The organism is Streptococcus sp. D2, from assembly GCF_006385825.1.
Lineage (GTDB): Bacteria > Bacillota > Bacilli > Lactobacillales > Streptococcaceae > Streptococcus > Streptococcus shenyangsis.
In genome coordinates this window covers 12,264-31,761 of record NZ_VFSI01000016.1, presented here as the reverse complement: position 1 = coordinate 31,761, position 19,498 = coordinate 12,264, and the positions used below count along the sequence as shown (strand labels likewise).

The following is a 19,498-nucleotide window of genomic DNA, read 5'->3' as shown; positions in this document are numbered from 1 at the left end:
TATTTGAAAAAGCGTTATAATGGTAGTAGGAAGTAATTTGTTTGAGAGAGGGTGGGGCTTATGGCTTATATTGAGATGAAACACTGTTACAAGCGTTATCAGGTTGGGGACACGGAGATTGTGGCCAATCGTGATGTGAATTTTGAGATTGAAAAGGGTGAATTGGTAATCATTCTAGGTGCATCTGGTGCAGGCAAGTCAACAGTTCTTAACCTTCTTGGAGGCATGGATACCAATGACGACGGGGAAATCTGGATTGATGGTGTCAATATTGTAGACTATAGTTCCTACCAGCGCACCAATTACCGCCGCAATGATGTCGGTTTTGTTTTTCAGTTTTATAATCTAGTTTCTAATTTAACTGCTAAGGAAAATGTAGAACTGGCATCAGAAATTGTGACAGATGCCTTGAATCCTGAACAGGTCTTGACAGATGTAGGTCTGGCTCATCGTCTCAATAACTTTCCAGCCCAGCTTTCTGGAGGGGAGCAACAGCGAGTCTCCATTGCACGCGCGGTAGCCAAAAATCCTAAAATTCTCCTTTGTGATGAACCGACAGGCGCCTTGGATTATCAGACGGGTAAGCAGGTTTTGAAAATTCTCCAAGATATGTCTCGTCAAAAGGGAGCGACGGTGATCATCGTGACTCATAATGGAGCTTTGGCGCCCATTGCTGATCGCGTGATTCATATGCACGATGCCAGTGTCAAGGATGTGGTGATCAACCCGCATCCTCAGGATATCGACAATTTGGAGTACTAGCATGATCAAACGAAAAACCTATTGGAAGGACTTGATTCAGTCCTTCACAGGCTCTAAGGGGCGTTTTTTATCCATTTTAACCTTGATGATGCTGGGTTCTTTAGCTCTAGTAGGCCTCAAAGTGACTAGCCCCAACATGGAGGCGACAGCTAATGCTTATTTAACAACTGCTCAAACTTTGGATTTGGCAGTCATGTCTAACTATGGTTTGGATCAAGCAGATCAAAAAGAATTAGAACAGATAGAGGGTGCAGAGGTTGAGTTTGGCTATTTGACAGATGTGACTATGGAAAATAGGCAGGATGCCATTCGGCTGTACTCCAAACCAGAGCGAATTTCAACCTTTCAGCTAAGAGAGGGACGACTTCCTCAGTCAGACAAGGAAATCGCTTTGGCCACTCATTTGCAGGGCCAATATCGTGTAGGACAGGAGATTAGTTTTAAAGAAAAAGAAGAGGGTCATTCCTCTTTAAAAGACCATAGGTATACCATTACTGGTTTTGTGGATTCAGCTGAAATCCTCTCCCAGCGAGATATGGGCTACGCAGGCAGTGGAAGTGGGACTCTGACAGCCTATGGGGTGATTTTACCTAGTCAGTTTGATCAGAAAGTCTACAATATAGCACGCTTAAAATATCAAGATTTGTCAGGTTTAAATGCTTTCTCAGCAGCTTATGAAGAAAAATCCAAACAGCATCAGGAAGATCTAGAACAAGCTTTGTCAGATAATGGTAAGGCACGTCTGCAACTCTTGAAAAAAGAAGGACAAGAGTCTCTAGACAAAAGTAAAGAGACCCTTGATAAGGCTGAGACTAATTTGCAGGAAGGCAAGCGTCGTTTAGCAACTGCTCAAGCTCGTTTACAAGCTCAGGAAAGTCAACTAGCCTTGCTTCCTCAAGCTCAGAGAGATCAAGCCAGTGCTCAACTTACCCAAGCCAAGCAGGAATTGAGCAAGGAAGAGGATAAACTAAAGCAGGCTGAACAAAATCTAGCTCAAGAAAAGGAAAAATTAGAAAAACATCAGCAAGTTTTGGATGATTTGGCTGAGCCTAAGTATCAAGTCTATAATCGTCAGACCATACCAGGTGGACAGGGCTATCTCATGTATAGCAATGCTTCATCCAGTATTCGAGCAGTGGGCAATATCTTTCCTGTGGTGCTTTATGCCGTAGCGGCCATGGTGACCTTTACAACCATGACTCGCTTTGTGGATGAAGAGCGAACACATGCAGGAATTTTTAAGGCCTTGGGCTATCGTAGCAAGGATATTATCGCCAAGTTTCTCCTCTACGGCCTAGTAGCTGGGACTGTCGGAACAGCTCTAGGTAGCATCCTTGGCCATTATTTACTAGCCAGTGTGATTTCAAGTGTCATTACAAAAGGCATGGTGGTAGGAGAAACCCAGATTCAGTTCTATTGGACCTATAGCTTACTGGCTCTTGTCTTGAGTTGGTTGGCGAGTGTGTTACCAGCCTATCTGGTGGCTCGTAGGGAACTTCATGACGAAGCAACCCAACTTTTACTGCCTAAACCACCTGTCAAAGGGGCCAAAATCTTACTGGAACGTATCGGCTTTATCTGGCACCGTCTCAGTTTTACTCATAAGATAACAGCTCGCAATATCTTTCGTTATAAGCAGCGGATGTTGATGACGATCTTTGGTGTGGCAGGTTCTGTAGCTCTGCTCTTTGCAGGTTTGGGAATCCAATCCTCTGTAGCAGGAGTTCCGTATAGACAGTTTCAATATATCCAACAGTATCAGATGATTGTTTCTGAAAATCCTAGTGCGACCAATCAGGATAAGGCAAATCTAGAAGAAGTGTTGAAAGGGCAGGACATCCAAGCCTACCAGAAAATTTATTCTAAGACGCTAGACAAGGATTTCAAAGGTAAGGCTGGTCTTCAGACCATTACCCTTATGATGACAGAGAAGGAAGATTTGACTCCCTTTATCCATCTTCAAAGCCATCAGCAGGAGCTGACATTAAAAGATGGCGTCGTTATCACAGCTAAACTTGCCCAGCTGGCAGGTGTCAAGGCTGGGCAGATTCTAGAAATTGAAGGTAAGGAGCTAAAGGTCGCTGCCATTTCTGAGAACTACGTTGGCCACTTTATTTATATGAGTCAAGCTAGCTATGAGCAACTTTATGAACAGCTACCCCAAGCCAACACTTATCTGGTCTCGTTAAGGGATACCAGTGCTACTAGTATCGAAAGACAAGCCGGCTTACTTATGAATCAATCTGCGTTGTCCAGCGTTGTCCAGAACGCTTCAGCCATTCGACTCTTTGACTCGGTCGCCAGTTCACTCAATCAGACCATGACCATCTTGGTCATCGTGTCGGTTCTATTGGCTATCGTTATCCTTTACAATCTAACAAATATAAATGTAGCTGAGAGAGTCCGTGAACTCTCCACTATCAAGGTTCTCGGTTTTCATAATAATGAAGTCACCCTCTACATTTACCGTGAGACGATTGTGCTGTCCCTTGTGGGAATCGTACTTGGTCTGGTATCTGGTTTCTATTTACACCAATTTTTGATTCAAATGATTTCGCCTGCGACTATTCTCTTTTATCCGCAGGTAGGTTGGGAAGTCTATGTAATCCCAGTGGCAGCAGTAAGCATCATTTTGACCTTGCTTGGTTTCTTCGTCAATCATCATCTGAGAAAGGTTGATATGCTTGAAGCCTTGAAATCTGTAGAGTAATACTCTTCGAAAATCTCTTCAAACTACGTTAGCCATATCTACAACCTCAAAACAGTATCTTGAGCAGCCTACGGCTAGTTTCCTAGTTTGCTCTTTGATTTTCATTGAGTATAAGGTAGTTGTTTTTATCTGATTGAAATTATATTTACTCGTAAATCATGACCATCCGTCAAACGGGTGGTTTGTCCCAGGGCTATAAGCCCAAATTACCAACCAGCGCCTACAGACGCTGGCTTTCACTTTGTTCAAGCCTCATTGCTCTTGACTCGTCACTTGCCTATTAAAGAGGCTTTAGTATTACTTACCACTATCCCTAAAGGAATCTTCACATAATTATAAGGCTGATAGTGAAATTAATACTATCAGCCTTACAGGTTATTTAACGTTTCAGAAAAACTATAATGTCAAGATTAACTAAACAGTATCTAATTCCTTCAAATAATTTTCTATCTTCATCAACATTAAAGGATTGTTATAAATCTTACATAACTCTCTTGCTTCTATATAATAATTTTTGACTTGTTCTTTGTCTAGAAATTTGGCTCCAGCATTTCCTGCAAGAATAAGTAGAGGAGCCAGTTGGTAGCTTGTCTGTCTTTGTTTACAGAGTTCAATCGTCTCAAGAGCTTCTTGGATGGCTTCGTTATATTTTTCCTTTGACACTAGGTAGTGAGCGTAGTTGTAACGAACTCTGATGTAGCCAAATAAAAACTCTTGATGCTCAAAATTTTTTGTCTGATATAACTCCATTAAATGAGAGTAGTTTGCCTCATATTCTTGTTCACGACCCACTAAGGAATGGAAATTAGATAGAGTATTCAATACCTTTAAATAAATCAGAGTATTTGAGGAGACTTTTAATAATATATTTTCCAATGAAGAAATAGCCTCACACTTACTGTCATATTGATAGAAGTCAATAATAGCTTTAATCCATTCAAGGTAAGTTCGGTCTTCTAGTGTTAGAAAAGTACTTCGTTCAATCTCTATTCTATAAATATATTCCAAATCGTCATAATTTCTGTCATCTAATAGTCGAGCAGATAATTGCTTGAAATTAGAGAGGTTAGATTTAATTTCAATTTGTTCATTAAAAAAATAATCTAATGGTACTTCAAGTCGTTGTGAGAGTTTGAACAAAAGGTCTGCGGAGGGAATGAAATGCCCTCTCTCAATTTTACTAATCTGGCTTTGTTCACAAATTCCTTCTGCAAGAGTTTGTTGGGAGAGTCTCAACTCTTTTCTTTTCAATCTGAATTTCTCTGCGAGTGTATTCATTAAAGATAATAAACCTTCCTATTTGCTTAATTTCATTATAAAATTTTTAGTTCAAAATAGCAAGTTAAAGAAATAAATAATTCTTTATGGTAATAACCTGAAAAAAAAGTCAAAAATTACATAAAAATGCTTGGCTAAATAAAATATATCTGTTAAAATAAGGATAACGAAAAAGAAAAGGGTTTCACGAATGAAAAAAATCGTGGAATTAAAAAATTAGTTACATTTGCATTACTAGGTGTTTTTATGTTTAGTAATACAATTCCTTACCAACAGTTTATTCAGAAGAATAAACAATTGGAGATTCGAGTGCAATCACAAAAGAAGTCCAATGGTCTTGATGTTGGGAAGGCTGATTGATTTCGTATTACTTTAAAATTCAACTATTTAGAGAAAGGTATTCTTATGAGAGCTTGTAACAATACCAGATAGATATCAGAATGGAGATGTTTGATAAAATGCTTTCATAGCTAACCAACTGTTGAAAATTATGAGTTACAAAATCTAAAGTATTTAAGATTGGTTTATAAAATTAGGTCCCTGTCTGTAGAAAGGAACATGCAGTTAGAAAGGAGGAAAAAATAGGATACTATAATTCAGACTGAAATTTCTAATTAAAATATGTAGTTGCATTTCGCTCATTTTCATAATATTTCATTCAGAGGAGTAATAATATGTTAAAAATTAGATTTGATGCGAGATGGTAAAGAATAATTGAAGAAGATTCTTTTATCAATAGTTTAGTAAGCTTGTTAGTTTATAGAGGTCAGGGGTATTTCTGCCCTCTGTTTTAGAATAAGGAATGCACTATGAAAAAATTATTTATACTCATATCCAACCTGCTTGCTAGTTTGTTCTTTGTTTGGGTATTTACCATTTGGACTGATACATATGTCTCCCATTATTACCCCAACGTTGTTGTACGTGATTCTTCCCCTGAAACAACTTTTCAGCATGTTGCTACACGCTTGGAAAAACTAGCAGAAGAAACGGATAGCTTTATTGCGATTCAACACCAAGATCCTAACTCAGAAGGTACTACAGTTTTTTCTTATACGACCTTTGGGAACGGAAAGTTGCCTGATGGGCTTCAGGAAAAAAAACTAGAAGATGCTCAAAGTAGTAGTGTTGAAACAAACTATTTTGTATTCGATGGACACCTAGATATTCACTTGCTAAAGGAGGAGCTAAGTCAACTTGGCTTGACTAACATGCACCTGACAATTCCATCTAAACTATCTACGTTAATGGCTATCTTTAGTAACGGATTTCAGTTAATCAGTCTATTGATTTTCATCTTAACCTTTGGAGCACTGACTTTAATTAGTCAAATTAGCCAATTACGGTCGTCGGGCATTCGCCTCATTTCAGGAGAGAAACGGTGGTCCATTTTCCTTAGACCAGTTGGTGAGGATTTGAAAGGGATAGCTGTTGGTTTCAGTTTAGCTGGCGTGCTCGCCATTCTTATGCAAAAAATTCTGTCGCTTCCAACGCAATCCCTAATGACCATAGAAGAAGGCTTGCTCAGTTATAATCTCATCTTGTTGTCGATCTCCCTGTTTTTCGCTCAACTCTTCGCAGTTGGGATAAAAAAGATACACCTGATGCAGATTATAAAAGGGCAAGTGCCTGTCAGAGGAATCATTAGTTTGATTTTAATCGGTCAACTATTAGCGATTATTATTGTAACGCTGGGAATAGGGAGTAGCTTAAAGTATTCCCAAGCCTGGCAACAGCATCGGATTGGACAAGAGGTTTGGAGTCAGGAAAGGCAACTGACTATCCTATCAATCAGCCGTGAAGGAACGAGTCCTGGTTTTGATGAACAAGCTCAAAGGAAATTCAGAACTTGGTATCAATTGATGGATCTGGCTGTTTCAGAACAAAAGGCTTTCTTATCTAGACACCAGTTAATTGACCGTACTTTGCAAAATGGCATGGCTTCCTCCAAAAACTTGGCAACCTCTACAGAATGGCACGATTACAGCCCGAATGGCAATGTCCTTATCGTCACACCGCAATACTTGGAGCGTCAAAACATTCCTGTAGATACAACTATTGAGCAAAAGATGAATCACCTTGATGTAGGGGAGTTTGTCTTATTGCTGCCTGAACACCTCCGTTCAGAGGAAGAACATTATAAATCTGTTTTTGAAGACGACTTAACCAGTCGCATGTCTAGTCAAGATGAACGACAGCAAATGACTGCTACGGTAGGTTATTTGGAATCAGGTCAGGATCGTTTTGTGTATAATACGACCCCTATTTCTTACCAGCAGTTTTTGAAAGATCCAATCATCATTGTTATAACACCCCAATCAACTGGTCCACAGTCCATTTTGTTTTGGGTAGACGCAGTACAGAACTACGTTCTCTTTAATCAATTGTCTGATGCCCAGGAGCTTATCCAGAGACAAGGCATTGAAAATTGGGTCTCAGAAATGCAAACAGGTTACCACAACTACATCACATTATCGGATAATATCCAGAGGGAACGTTGGGTAATGCTAGCAGGAGCTGTGCTTGGGATTGCAACTTCAATCTTGTTGTTTAACACTATGAATAGGCTCTACTTTGAAGAATTTAGACGTGCCATTTTTATCAAACGCATTGCAGGTCTCAGGTTCTTAGAAATCCATCGCACTTATCTCTTTGCTCAACTGGGTGTGTTTTTACTGGGATTTGTTGCGAGTTTATTTCTTATGGTAGAGATAGTAGTTGCTTTCTTAGTCTCGTTACTCTTTACTGGTCTATCTCTTTTACAGTTACATGTCCAAATGCAGAAAGAAAACAAGATGTCCATGCTTGTTTTGAAGGGAGGTTAATATGATTGAACTTAAACAGGTGAGTAAATCTTTTGGAGAACGAGAGTTATTTTCGAATCTTTCAATAACATTTGAGGCTGGAAAAGTCTATGCCTTAATTGGTTCAAGTGGTAGCGGAAAAACAACCTTGATGAACATGATTGGGAAATTAGAATCTTATGATGGCACGATTTTTTACCGAGGTAAAGACTTGGCCAAGTATAAATCGAGTGATTTTTTCCGTCACGAATTGGGCTACCTCTTCCAGAACTTTGGCTTAATTGAAAACCAAAGTATTGAAGAAAACCTTAAGCTAGGTCTCATTGGTCAAAAGTTGAGTCGGTCGGAACAGCGGTTGAGGCAGAAGCAGGCTTTAGAACAGGTCGGCCTGGCTTATCTTGACCTAGATAAGCGCATCTTTGAGTTATCGGGCGGAGAATCGCAACGGGTTGCCTTGGCAAAAGTTATCTTAAAGAATCCACCCCTTATTCTGGCAGATGAGCCAACAGCTTCAATAGACCCAGCAACCTCTCAGTTGATTATGGAGATTTTGCTATCTCTTCGAGATGATAATAGGCTAATCATTATCGCAACACATAATCCGGCAATTTGGGAGATGGCTGATGAAGTGTTCACGATGGATCGTCTGAAATAAAAATCCTTGTTTTTAATTGCACGATTAGTTACTGAAATATTATCATGAATCAATAATTGGAGTTAATTTAGAATTGTACTTTATTAATATTGAGGTAACTTTTTCTTGATAAAGGAAGAAATAGTGGAGAGGAAGTTAGATTGAAAAAATTCGACAATTATATTATTGAGAAGCCTTGCGATTCTAATTCAGATAAACTGCAAAAAATCTCAATAATTGAAAGTTTGGTAGATGATGTTTTGCAATTTTCTCTCAGAATCAATAATAGTGTAGGAGAGATTTTCCTCCTACAACCGTTTCAAAAGAAATATTTACCCATTGGAAGAAGATGTTGCAGTGGATAATGTGTTACTCACTGAAAAATATAATTTTCAACTAAAAGATTTTGAAGGATTCATTTCAAAATAAACAATAATTAAAGAATAAGAAAAATCCTCCGTTTCAAAGAGTAGGGAACTCTTTGTGACAGAGGATTTTTTCTATAGGGCTTTAGCAGCTGCAATTGCGGCTTCGAAGTTTGGTTCAGAGTTGATATTATCCACGTATTCAACGTAGCGAATCGTATTGTCAGTGTCGAGGATAAAGACTGCGCGTGCCAATAGGTGCCACTCATTGATTAAGAGAGCATAATCACGTCCAAAGGAATGGTCGAAATAGTCTGAGAGCATGATGGCATTTTCAATACCTTCAGCACCACACCAACGTTTTTGGGCAAATGGTAGGTCCATAGAAACAGTCAAGACGACCGTGTTGTCCAGTCCAGCCAGTTCTTCATTAAAGCGACGCGTTTGAGTTGAGCAGATACCTGTATCGATAGAAGGCACGACACTCAAGACTTTTTTCTTACCATCAAAATCAGCCAGAGATTTTTTAGAAAGGTCTGTTGCAGTGAGAGAAAAATCAAGCGCCTTGTCGCCGACTTGTAGTTGTTTACCTGTAAAGCTCACAGGATTTCCGAGAAAAGTTACCATAAGATACTCCAATCTTTTTTCTTCCATTGTAGCTGAAACGGTCAGAATTTTCCAATGATTTGACTGGAAATGTAGGCATAGAAAAAACGCCAGCTCATGTGAGAATGACGTTTTTCAGAGTCTTATACTCAATGAAAATCAAAGAGCAAACTAAGAAGCTAGCCACAGGTTGCTCAAAACACTGTTTTGAGGTTGCAGATGGAAGCTGACGTAGTTTGAAGAGATTTTCGAAGAGTATTATTTTGCCAATCCTTCAGCAATCTTGTCAAGGTTGTATTTCATCATGTTGTAGTAGCTGTCGCCTTCTTTACCTTGTTCTGCGATAGAGTCAGTAAAGATTTGTGCGTAGATTGGGATATTTGTATCTTGTGAGACAGTCTTCATTGGACGGTCATCTACACTTGATTCTACAAAGAGTGATGGAACTTTTGTTTGGCGAAGTTTTTCAACCAAGGTCTTGATTTGTTCAGGTGTTCCTTCTTCTTCAGTATTGATTTCCCAGATGTAGGCACTTGGGACACCATAGGCTTTAGAGAAGTATTTGAATGCTCCTTCGCTGGTTACAATGAGTTTCTTTTCAGCAGGGATGTTATTAAATTTATCCTTACTTTCTTTATCAAGTTTGTCTAACTTATCAGTATATTCTTTGAGATTTTTTTCATAGAATTCCTTGTTGTTAGGATCTTTAGCGCTCAATTGTTTGGCGATATTTTTAGCAAAGATAATTCCATTTTCAAGGTTAAGCCAAGCGTGTGGGTCTTCTTTACCTTTTTCATTTTTTCCTTCAAGGTAGATAACATCAACGCCTTCGCTGACTGCAAAGTAGTCTTTGTTTTCAGTTTTCTTAGCATTTTCTACCAATTTGCTAAACCAAGCATTGCCACCTGTTTCAAGGTTGATACCGTTATAGAAAATGAGGTCAGCCTCAGAAGTTTTCTTAACATCTTCAGGGAGTGGTTCGTATTCGTGTGGGTCTTGTCCAATCGGAACGATACTGTGAAGATCAATCTTGTCACCAGCAATATTTTTAGTAATATCAGCGATGATTGAGTTTGTAGCAACAACTTTTAGTTTTTGACCAGAAGCTGCATCTTTTTTTCCGCTAGCACATGCTACAAGAGCAATAACGGAAAGAAAGAGAACGAGTAATGTACCTAATTTTTTCATTAGATCCTCCAATTTATTGGGGTTTTGCCCCTTATTTTAACAAATGTTTATTTTTCAGTTTCAAATATCGTTGTTTAGGAGAGATAAAGAAACTGATTAAGAAGAAGCTAGCAGCTGTAAGTACGATGCTAGAACCAGCTGCTAAGTTTAAACTATAGCCAATAAAGAGTCCCAAAACTGAAGCTGTAGCTCCAAAGGTTGAGGAAAGGAAAATCATACTTTTCAGGCTATTAGCATACAGATAAGCAGTTGCAGCTGGGGTAATCAGCATGGCTACAATCAGGATAGTTCCAACACTTTGCATGGCTGTCACAGACACGAGAGTCAGGAGTATCATGAGGAGGTAGTGATAGAAATTGACAGGCATTCCCATGGCTTTAGCCAGAAGTTCATCAAAGGAAGTTATCAAGAGTTGCTTGAAGAAAATCCAGATTAACAAGAGAATGACCGCCCCTACGCCCATAGTGATAAACATATCCGTATCTTGGACGGCTAGAATATTACCAAAAAGGATATGGAAAAGGTCAGTTGAACTTTTAGCGACACTAATCAAGATGATACCGAGGGCTAAGAAAGAAGAAAAGGTAATGCCGATGGCGGTATCGCTTTTGATAATCGAGTTCCCCTTGATGTAGGTAATGATGATAGCAGCTAGCAATCCAAAGACAATGGCTCCGATAAAGAAGTCAACGCCTAAGATGAAGGAGAGGGCTACACCTGGTAAGACAGCATGTGAAATAGCATCTCCCATGAGTGACATCCCACGTAGAATGATGAAACATCCCACAGCTCCAGCTACGACCCCGACGACAATAGCTGTTATCAAGGCATTTTGTAGGAAATGGAATTTTTGCAATCCATCGATAAATTCTGCAATCATAGGTCACCTCCATTGAAAAAGAGTCGATTACCGTAAGCTTCTTTGAGATTGGCTTCGGTAAAGGTTTCTTTGGTTGGACCAAAGGCAATCACTTCTCGATTGACAAGTAAGACTTGATCGAAGTAGTGGGAAACCTTGCTGAGGTCGTGGTGAACGATGAGAACCGTCTTACCAGCTTTTTTCAAATCTCTCAGCGTATTCATGATGATTTCCTCACTGACAGAGTCAATCCCAACAAAGGGTTCATCCAAGAGGATATAATCGGCTTCCTGCACCAAACATCTGGCAATCAAGACCCGCTGGAATTGACCTCCAGACAGTTGACTGATTTGACGTTCAGCGTAGTCAGATAGGCCGACGATTTCAAGGGCTTCCTCTACTTTTTTCCAATGTTTAACATTTAAACTGCGAAAGAGAGGAATAGAGGGAAAGAGTCCTAGTGAGACACATTCCTTGACCTTGATGGGAAAGTTGTAGTCGATATTGATTTTTTGTTCGACATAGGCAATTCGGTGTAAGGATTTTTTAACTTCCTTGTCATCGAGAAATGCCTGACCTTGATGAGGGATAATTCCCAGCATACCTTTTAATAATGTTGATTTTCCAGCACCGTTTGGACCAATGATTCCGGTAATTGTTGGTCCTTGGAGCACTAGTGAAATATCCTTAAGTGCCAACGTTTCTTTGTAGGAGACACTGAGGTTTTCGATACGTATCATAAACTTATATTCCTCCTGACTCTTAATATACCTTAAAAAAAAAATTAAGTCAAGTTAATTTTTCAAAAAATTAAAATATTAACTGAAAAACAATAGGAAACATCCGTTTATTTTTAATTGCATTCCCAGGTAATTTTTGTTAAGCTAAAAACAAATAAACAAATACAAATGAAAGCGAGAACAAGATGACACGTTATCAAGACGATTTTTATGATGCAATCAATGGAGAATGGCAGAAGACAGCTGAAATTCCAGCAGATAAGTCTCAAACGGGAGGTTTTGTTGATTTAGACCAGGAAATTGAAGACCTGATGCTGGCGACAACAGACAAGTGGTTGGCAGGTCAAGAGGTGCCTGAGGATGCTATCTTGGCAAACTTTGTCAAATACCACCGCCTAGTTCGTGATTTTGACAAGAGAGAAGCTGACGGTATCACACCTGTCTTACCACTTCTTAAAGAATTCCAAGAATTGGAGACTTTTGCGGATTTTACAGCTAAACTAGCAGAGTTTGAGCTTGCTGGCAAACCAAACTTTCTTCCTTTTGGTGTATCGCCAGACTTTATGGATGCTAGAATCAATGTTCTATGGGCTAGCGCTCCAAGCACAATCTTGCCAGATACGACCTACTATGCAGAAGACCATCCTCAGCGCGAAGAACTCTTGACTCTTTGGAAAGAAACCAGCGTAAATCTTCTCAAGGCTTATGATTTCTCTAATGAAGAAATTGAAGACTTGCTAGAGAAAAGACTAGAATTGGATTGCCGAATTGCGGCAGTGGTGCTCTCTAATGAAGAAAGTTCAGAATATGCCAAACTCTACCATCCATATTCTTATGAAGATTTCAAAAAATTCGCTCCTGCCCTACCTTTGGATGACTTCTTCCAAGCCGTTCTTGGACAAGTACCAGACAAGGTTATCGTAGACGAGGAACGTTTCTGGCAAGCAGCAGACCAATTCTATAGTGAAGAGGCCTGGCCTCTCCTCAAGGCAACCTTAATTTTAAGTGTTGTTAATCTCTCAACCAGCTATTTAACAGAAGAAATCCGTGTTTTGTCAGGTGCCTACAGTCGTGCGCTTTCTGGAGTTCCAGAAGCCAAAGACAAGGTCAAGGCAGCCTACCAGCTAGCACAAGGTCCTTTCAAACAAGCCTTGGGTCTCTGGTATGCCCATGAAAAATTCTCTCCAGAGGCCAAGGCAGACGTGGAGAAAAAAGTGGCAACTATGATTGATGTCTATAAGGAACGCTTGTCTAAAAATGACTGGCTGACTCCTGAAACTCGTGACAAGGCCATTGTCAAACTCAATGTCATCAAGCCTTATATCGGTTACCCAGAAGAATTGCCAGAACGTTATAAGGACAAAGTAGTAAATGAGACTGCTAGTCTTTTTGACAATGCTCTAGCCTTTGCGCGTGTGGAAATCAAGCATAGTTGGAGCAAGTGGAACCAACCTGTAGACTATAAAGAATGGGGCATGCCTGCTCATATGGTCAATGCCTACTACAATCCACAGAAGAACCTGATTGTCTTCCCGGCGGCTATTTTACAGGCACCTTTCTATGACTTGCATCAGTCATCTTCTGCTAATTACGGTGGTATTGGTGCAGTTATTGCCCATGAAATTTCCCACGCCTTTGATACCAACGGAGCTTCCTTTGATGAAAATGGTAGTCTCAAAGATTGGTGGACAGAGAGCGACTATGCTGCCTTCAAGGAGAAAACACAAAAAGTTATTGACCAGTTTGATGGACAAGATTCTTATGGAGCAACCATCAACGGTAAATTGACTGTATCAGAAAATGTGGCTGACTTGGGAGGAATCGCTGCAGCGCTTGAAGCAGCTAAGAGAGAACCAGACTTTTCAGCAGAAGAATTCTTCTACAATTTCGGTCGCATCTGGCGCATGAAAGGTCGTCCAGAATTTATGAAACTTTTGGCTAGCGTCGATGTGCACGCACCAGCCAAACTCCGTGTCAATGTGCAAGTACCAAACTTCGATGATTTCTTTACAACCTATGATGTTAAAGAGGGAGACGGTATGTGGCGTTCACCAGAAGAGCGCGTGATTATTTGGTAAGGCAAAAAATCTAGTCATCAGAAAAAGGCATCCAATCAGGTGTGAAAGCCTTGATAGGATGCCTTTTATAATGGAAAGAATTGCTGTATAGTTTACTTATACTCTTTGAAAATCTCTTCAACCACGTCAGCTTTATCTGCAATCTCAAAGCGGTTCTTTGAGTAACCTGCGGCTAGTTTCCTAGTTTGCTCTTTGTTTTTCATTGAGTATTAAATTGCGAAATTGATTGTCATCATTTTATTAGAAAAAGGGATTGAAGGTCTTTTCGTGAGCAATAGTAGTAGCAGGACCATGCCCTGGATAGACATCGTAGTTTGGTAGGGTGAAAAGTTGGGTTTGGATACTATGGAGAAGTTGCTCCATACTACCAGTTGGAAGGTCGGTCCGCCCGATAGTTTCACGGAACAAAGCATCTCCTGTCAAGACTAGGTGAGCATCAGGAAAGACGATAGAAACACCACCGATAGAGTGACCTGGTGTTGGCAAGACGGTGAAACGAAATTCCTCTAATTGATATTCCTCATGAAAGACAAAGGTGTGTTCAGCTGGTTTTGCAACCACATCTGCCATATCATCGTGACGAGGAAGCCCAGAGAGATTATCGACAGGAGTGTAGAGCCAGCTAGCTTCGCTCTCTGCGATATAGACAGGAGGATTGCCAAAAGTTTCGCGAACTAGGTCCAGACTCATGATATGGTCATAATGGGCGTGGGTCAATAGAATGGCACAGATCGGTTTGTTGATCTTCTCGATTGTATGACGAATGGCTTCCCAATGGCTACCAGGATCGACAACGATGAGGTGCTTTTCACCTTCTAGGTAATAGGTGTTTTCATAGGCAACGGGATTCACAGTTTTATGGATTTTCATATTGGCTCCAATCTCAAAGAATGTACTAAATTAAGTATAGCACAGTTGGGGAGAATAAGCATAAAAAGGAAATAATTCTAGAAAGAAGAATACAGTTTGGATAAGAAAAATAAGCCCCGAATGAGTTCGAGGCTTAAATTGCTTTAATTTCCTGCGTAATATTTTTGAATTCCCTTGACAATCCCTTCAACCAGTTTATCTTGGTATTCACTACTACGGATTTTTTTGTTTTCTTCTGGATTATCCATATATCCCATCTCTAGCAAAACAGCTGGTTTAGCTGTTTCACGTAGAACAGCAAAGGTTGCTTGCAAAAGTCCGGCATCCCTAGCTCCAGTCTCGGCTAGAAGTGAAGAATGGATATCAGCTGCGAGACGATTACTTTCACTTATCCGATCAGGATTATTATGCCAATCCTTATTAATCTTGCTAGGGAAGCCAGGTTCTTCCTTGTAAGAATAGGTTTGTATACCTAGATTAACGGTTGTATCATTTCCTTTTGCATTGAAATGAAGGCTGATGAAAAAGTCAGCATTAGTCTTGTTTACCATACGAGAACGTTCGGTAATAAAATCAACATCTACATCGCTATCTCGAGAGGTAAGAACGGTGTAGCCTAGACCTTCTAATCGTTTACGTAATTTACGGTAAACTTGTAGGTTCAATTCTTTCTCAGCTATGCCATAATAATAAGCACCTCGATCCTTACCACCGTGTCCTGGATCTAGAAAAATAGTTTTAGAGTAATGTCCTTTTTGAAAACCTTGTGCTAATTCACGAACCCATTTTCCATTTCCTTGGAAGAGCTGGTTTTTGCCATCCACTGCATAGGTTCCTGTGACATATACACCATCGTCCTTAAGATAGTACCAAGCTTGATAGTCTGGGTCATAAATCCATTCCTTGTGGGCCATGTAGCCACCAGATTTGAGGTAGTAGGAACCAATCCATTGTTTTTGGGCGTAGCGTCCGCCAGATTTGAGGTAAAACCAACTAGAGTAGCTTTGGTCGTAGACCCATTCCTTATCTGCCATGGCACCGCTGGATTTGAGGTAGTAATCGCCCTTCCAGACATTGGCCAACATTCTACCGTAGCCATCAAAAGCATACCACTTGCCATTGATTTGGCTCCATTGGTTGGATAAATATTTACCTGAACCATTGATATAGTACCAATTATTTCCCATTTGGTACCAGCTGTTTTCAAGCAAGTATCCATGACTATCAAAGAAATAACCATCATAGAGGGTATCTGTAAATTTGACCCCAGTTTGACTATAAAACGTCCACTTGTTCCCCTCTTTTACCCAGCCAGTTTGTATAGGTTGATTAGGTTTAGTTTCCCTGGAAAGAGAAGGTTTGCTTTCTTGCTCACTTGAACTAGCTATACTTGACGAATTTTCTGTACTAGCTTGAGAACTACTAGTAGAATTGCTAGTGGAAATATTAGTTGAACTACTGGTCGAACTAGTGATAGGATTAGTAGTGAAATGACTCGTATCGTCAGCCAAAACGACTTGGCTGGATAAGCCAAGAACAGTCAAAGCTAAAAGTGTCAGTCTTTTGTATGAATTCATGTTATTTGCCTTTCTAGAGAGATGAAAATTTAGTAATTATCGTAAAAAATTGTTCATATTACTATTATACACTAAAAAAGTTAGAAAATTACTAAAATATCAAATCTTTTCTTATTGAAAAAGAAGAAAGTATTTTCATTTCACTAACTTTTAACGCAGTCAATATCAAAACAAAGTTAGATGAAGAGCTAGATAAATTTGTTGTTTTAGTGTGAATCTTATGTTATCCTTCTTCCCAACAACTGAATAAGCTTTAGAATCCTCTTTTCTAGTTTTCATATTATTAAAAAAGTGATAAAATGGTAGGAAGAATTGGAGAGTAGAGATGCCAAAAGAAGTGAATTTAACAGGCGAAGAAGTTGTCGCTTTAACCAAAGAATATTTAACGGAAGAGGATGTTGCTTTTGTACATAAAGCCTTGGTCTATGCGGTGGATTGCCACAGTGGTCAATACCGCAAATCAGGCGAGCCTTATATCATTCACCCTATCCAAGTGGCAGGTATTTTAGCCAAACTCAAGCTGGATGCTGTAACGGTAGCTTGTGGTTTCTTGCATGATGTGGTGGAAGATACTGATGCGACCTTGGACGATTTGGAAAGAGAGTTTGGTCCTGATGTGCGGGTAATCGTCGATGGGGTTACCAAGCTTGGTAAGGTCGAGTACAAATCGATCGAGGAGCAATTAGCGGAAAATCATCGCAAGATGCTCATGGCCATGTCTGAGGACATCCGTGCTATCTTGGTCAAACTGTCAGATCGCTTGCACAATATGCGGACGCTTAAACACCTCCGAAAAGACAAGCAGGAGCGCATTTCCAAAGAAACTATGGAAATCTATGCCCCGCTTGCCCATCGTTTGGGGATTTCCAGTGTCAAATGGGAATTGGAAGACTTATCTTTCCGTTATCTCAATCCAACGGAGTTTTACAAGATTACCCATATGATGAAGGAAAAGCGCAGAGAGCGTGAAGCATTGGTGGATGAGGTAGTCACAAAATTAGAAAACTATACGACAGATCGTCATCTAAATGGGAAGATTTACGGTCGTCCCAAGCATATTTACTCTATTTTCCGCAAAATGCAGGATAAGAGAAAACGGTTTGAGGAAATCTATGACCTGATTGCCATTCGTTGTATTTTGGATACCCAAAGTGATGTCTATGCCATGCTTGGTTATGTTCATGAGCTTTGGAAACCCATGCCTGGTCGCTTTAAAGACTACATCGCTAATCGCAAGGCCAATGGTTACCAGTCTATCCATACGACTGTCTATGGGCCAAAAGGGCCGATTGAATTCCAGATTCGGACCAAGGCCATGCATGAGGTGGCTGAGTACGGGGTTGCGGCTCACTGGGCTTATAAGAAAGGCATTAAGGGGCAGGTTAACAGCAAGGAATCAGCTATTGGGATGAACTGGATCAAGGAGATGATGGAGCTCCAAGACCAGGCTGATGATGCCAAGGAATTTGTCGATTCAGTTAAGGAAAACTATCTGGCTGAGGAGATTTATGTCTTTACCCCAGATGGAGCTGTCCGCTCTCTTCCAAAAGATTCAGGACCGATTGACTTTGCCTACGAAATCCATACAAAAGTCGGGGAAAAAGCAACTGGTGCCAAGGTCAATGGTCGTATGGTTCCCCTGACAACCAAGCTCAAGACAGGGGATCAGGTTGAAATTGTCACCAACCCCAACTCCTTTGGGCCAAGCCGTGATTGGCTTAACATGGTCAAGACCAGCAAGGCGCGTAACAAGATTCGTCAGTTCTTTAAAAATCAAGATAAGGAATTGTCTGTCAACAAGGGTCGTGAAATGTTGATGGCTCAGTTCCAAGAAAATGGCTATGTGGCCAATAAATTCATGGACAAGCGCCACATGGATCAAGTTCTACAAAAGACTAGCTACAAGACAGAGGAATCTCTCTTTGCGGCAATTGGTTTTGGGGAAATAGGTGCAATTACTGTCTTTAACCGTTTGACTGAAAAGGAACGCCGTGAAGAAGAACGTGCTAAGGCCAAGGCTGAAGCAGAAGAACTTGTCAAAGGTGGAGAAGTCAAGGTTGAAAATAAAGAAACCCTCAAGGTTAAGCATGAGGGTGGTGTGGTCATTGAAGGTGCCTCAGGTCTCCTAGTGCGGATTGCCAAATGCTGTAATCCAGTTCCTGGTGATGATATTGTCGGCTATATCACCAAAGGGCGTGGTGTGGCTATTCACCGTGTGGACTGTATGAACCTGCGCGCCCAAGAAAACTACGAGCAACGTCTCCTTGATGTGGAATGGGAAGACCAGTACTCAAACTCAAATAAGGAGTATATGGCCCATATCGATATCTATGGTCTCAACCGTACAGGACTATTGAACGATGTACTGCAAGTTCTTTCAAACACAACCAAAAATATCTCAACAGTCAACGCACAACCAACCAAGGATATGAAATTTGCTAATATCCATGTGTCCTTCGGCATTGCCAACCTCTCTACACTGACTACGGTCGTGGACAAGATTAAGAGTGTGCCAGAAGTTTACTCTGTCAAACGGACCAATGGCTAATGGTCTGAGTTCTTACTAGAAAGGCGATTATGAAAATCATTATCCAACGGGTTAAAAAAGCCCAAGTCAGTATTCAAGGTCAGGTTCAGGGGAAAATTCAGCAAGGGCTCTTATTGCTGGTTGGTGTTGGACCAGAGGACCAAGAGGAAGATTTGGACTATGCCGTGAGAAAGCTTGTCAATATGCGGATTTTTTCAGACGCAGAAGGCAAGATGAATCTGTCTGTTAAAGATATCGAGGGACAAATCCTTTCTATTTCTCAGTTTACCCTTTTTGCGGATACTAAGAAAGGCAATCGTCCAGCTTTTACAGGCGCAGCCAAGCCTGATATGGCATCAGATTTCTATGATGCTTTCAATCAAAAATTAGCGCAAGAAGTGCCTGTTCAGACAGGCGTCTTTGGAGCGGATATGCAGGTTGAGCTGGTCAATGACGGACCAGTTACCATTATCCTTGATACCAAAAATAGATAAGAAAGA

Annotated in this window: 14 protein-coding genes and 2 pseudogenes; 9 read left to right on the top strand and 7 right to left on the bottom strand. The window is 40.4% G+C overall.

Features of this window, described 5'->3' with window-relative positions; genetic code table 11:
- Positions 1-60 precede the first annotated feature (60 nt).
- A complete protein-coding gene (locus FJR73_RS08985; RefSeq protein ID WP_140834551.1) occupies positions 61-762 on the top strand; it encodes an ABC transporter ATP-binding protein in 702 nt (233 codons plus the stop codon).
- A gap of 1 nt (position 763) precedes the next feature.
- A complete protein-coding gene (locus FJR73_RS08980) occupies positions 764-3,472 on the top strand; it encodes an ABC transporter permease (RefSeq protein ID WP_140834550.1) in 2,709 nt (902 codons plus the stop codon).
- Between the two features lie 414 nt (positions 3,473-3,886).
- Here the strand turns inward: FJR73_RS08980 and FJR73_RS08975 are convergent, their stop codons facing one another.
- Positions 3,887-4,750, bottom strand: coding sequence for a helix-turn-helix domain-containing protein (locus tag FJR73_RS08975; RefSeq protein ID WP_061759300.1), 864 nt, complete (start codon positions 4,748-4,750; stop codon positions 3,887-3,889).
- A gap of 195 nt (positions 4,751-4,945) precedes the next feature.
- Here FJR73_RS08975 and FJR73_RS10475 point away from each other — a divergent pair.
- The 4 genes and pseudogenes from FJR73_RS10475 to FJR73_RS08960 form a co-directional block, all read left to right on the top strand.
- A pseudogene (locus FJR73_RS10475) lies at positions 4,946-5,110 on the top strand (PhrA family quorum-sensing system peptide); the annotation flags it as partial.
- Positions 5,111-5,559: 449 nt separating this feature from the next.
- Positions 5,560-7,575: a DUF1430 domain-containing protein gene (locus tag FJR73_RS08970; protein ID WP_061759302.1), complete on the top strand. Its 2,016-nt coding sequence runs from the start codon at positions 5,560-5,562 to the stop codon at positions 7,573-7,575.
- A 1-nt stretch (position 7,576) separates the two neighbouring features.
- On the top strand, positions 7,577-8,209 hold the full coding sequence (locus FJR73_RS08965) for an ABC transporter ATP-binding protein (protein WP_061759304.1): 633 nt from the start codon (positions 7,577-7,579) through the stop codon (positions 8,207-8,209).
- 140 nt (positions 8,210-8,349) lie between these two features.
- Positions 8,350-8,508, top strand: a pseudogene (locus tag FJR73_RS08960) (competence protein ComA); the annotation flags it as partial.
- A gap of 180 nt (positions 8,509-8,688) precedes the next feature.
- Here the strand turns inward: FJR73_RS08960 and tpx are convergent.
- The 4 genes from tpx to FJR73_RS08940 form a co-directional block, all read right to left on the bottom strand.
- Complete coding sequence (gene tpx / locus FJR73_RS08955; protein WP_049535060.1) at positions 8,689-9,180, bottom strand: thiol peroxidase; 492 nt, start codon at positions 9,178-9,180, stop codon at positions 8,689-8,691.
- Positions 9,181-9,417: 237 nt separating this feature from the next.
- Positions 9,418-10,347, bottom strand: coding sequence for a metal ABC transporter substrate-binding lipoprotein/adhesin PsaA (psaA, locus tag FJR73_RS08950; protein ID WP_000733069.1), 930 nt, complete (start codon positions 10,345-10,347; stop codon positions 9,418-9,420).
- Positions 10,348-10,378: 31 nt separating this feature from the next.
- Positions 10,379-11,227, bottom strand: a complete 849-nt coding sequence (locus FJR73_RS08945; RefSeq protein ID WP_000559791.1) for a metal ABC transporter permease — start codon at positions 11,225-11,227, stop codon at positions 10,379-10,381.
- Positions 11,224-11,946: a metal ABC transporter ATP-binding protein gene (locus tag FJR73_RS08940; protein WP_140834548.1), complete on the bottom strand. Its 723-nt coding sequence runs from the start codon at positions 11,944-11,946 to the stop codon at positions 11,224-11,226. Before FJR73_RS08940 ends, FJR73_RS08945 begins: the two co-directional genes overlap by 4 nt.
- Before the next feature lie 185 nt (positions 11,947-12,131).
- Here FJR73_RS08940 and pepO point away from each other — a divergent pair, with 185 nt between their 5' ends.
- Positions 12,132-14,024, top strand: a complete 1,893-nt coding sequence (gene pepO, locus FJR73_RS08935) for an endopeptidase PepO (protein WP_140834546.1) — start codon at positions 12,132-12,134, stop codon at positions 14,022-14,024.
- A gap of 240 nt (positions 14,025-14,264) precedes the next feature.
- Here the strand turns inward: pepO and FJR73_RS08925 are convergent, their stop codons facing one another.
- Complete coding sequence (locus FJR73_RS08925) at positions 14,265-14,894, bottom strand: MBL fold metallo-hydrolase (RefSeq protein ID WP_125451381.1); 630 nt, start codon at positions 14,892-14,894, stop codon at positions 14,265-14,267.
- Between the two features lie 143 nt (positions 14,895-15,037).
- Positions 15,038-16,471: an N-acetylmuramoyl-L-alanine amidase gene (locus FJR73_RS08920; protein WP_140834544.1), complete on the bottom strand. Its 1,434-nt coding sequence runs from the start codon at positions 16,469-16,471 to the stop codon at positions 15,038-15,040.
- 325 nt (positions 16,472-16,796) lie between these two features.
- On the opposite strand from FJR73_RS08920, the gene FJR73_RS08915 reads away from it, so the two are divergent.
- Both FJR73_RS08915 and dtd read left to right on the top strand, forming a co-directional pair.
- Positions 16,797-19,019 (top strand): bifunctional (p)ppGpp synthetase/guanosine-3',5'-bis(diphosphate) 3'-pyrophosphohydrolase, encoded by a 2,223-nt coding sequence (locus FJR73_RS08915; protein WP_140834543.1) that lies wholly within the window; start codon positions 16,797-16,799, stop codon positions 19,017-19,019.
- A 29-nt stretch (positions 19,020-19,048) separates the two neighbouring features.
- Complete coding sequence (dtd, locus tag FJR73_RS08910) at positions 19,049-19,492, top strand: D-aminoacyl-tRNA deacylase (RefSeq protein WP_140834542.1); 444 nt, start codon at positions 19,049-19,051, stop codon at positions 19,490-19,492.
- Positions 19,493-19,498: the final 6 nt, after the last annotated feature.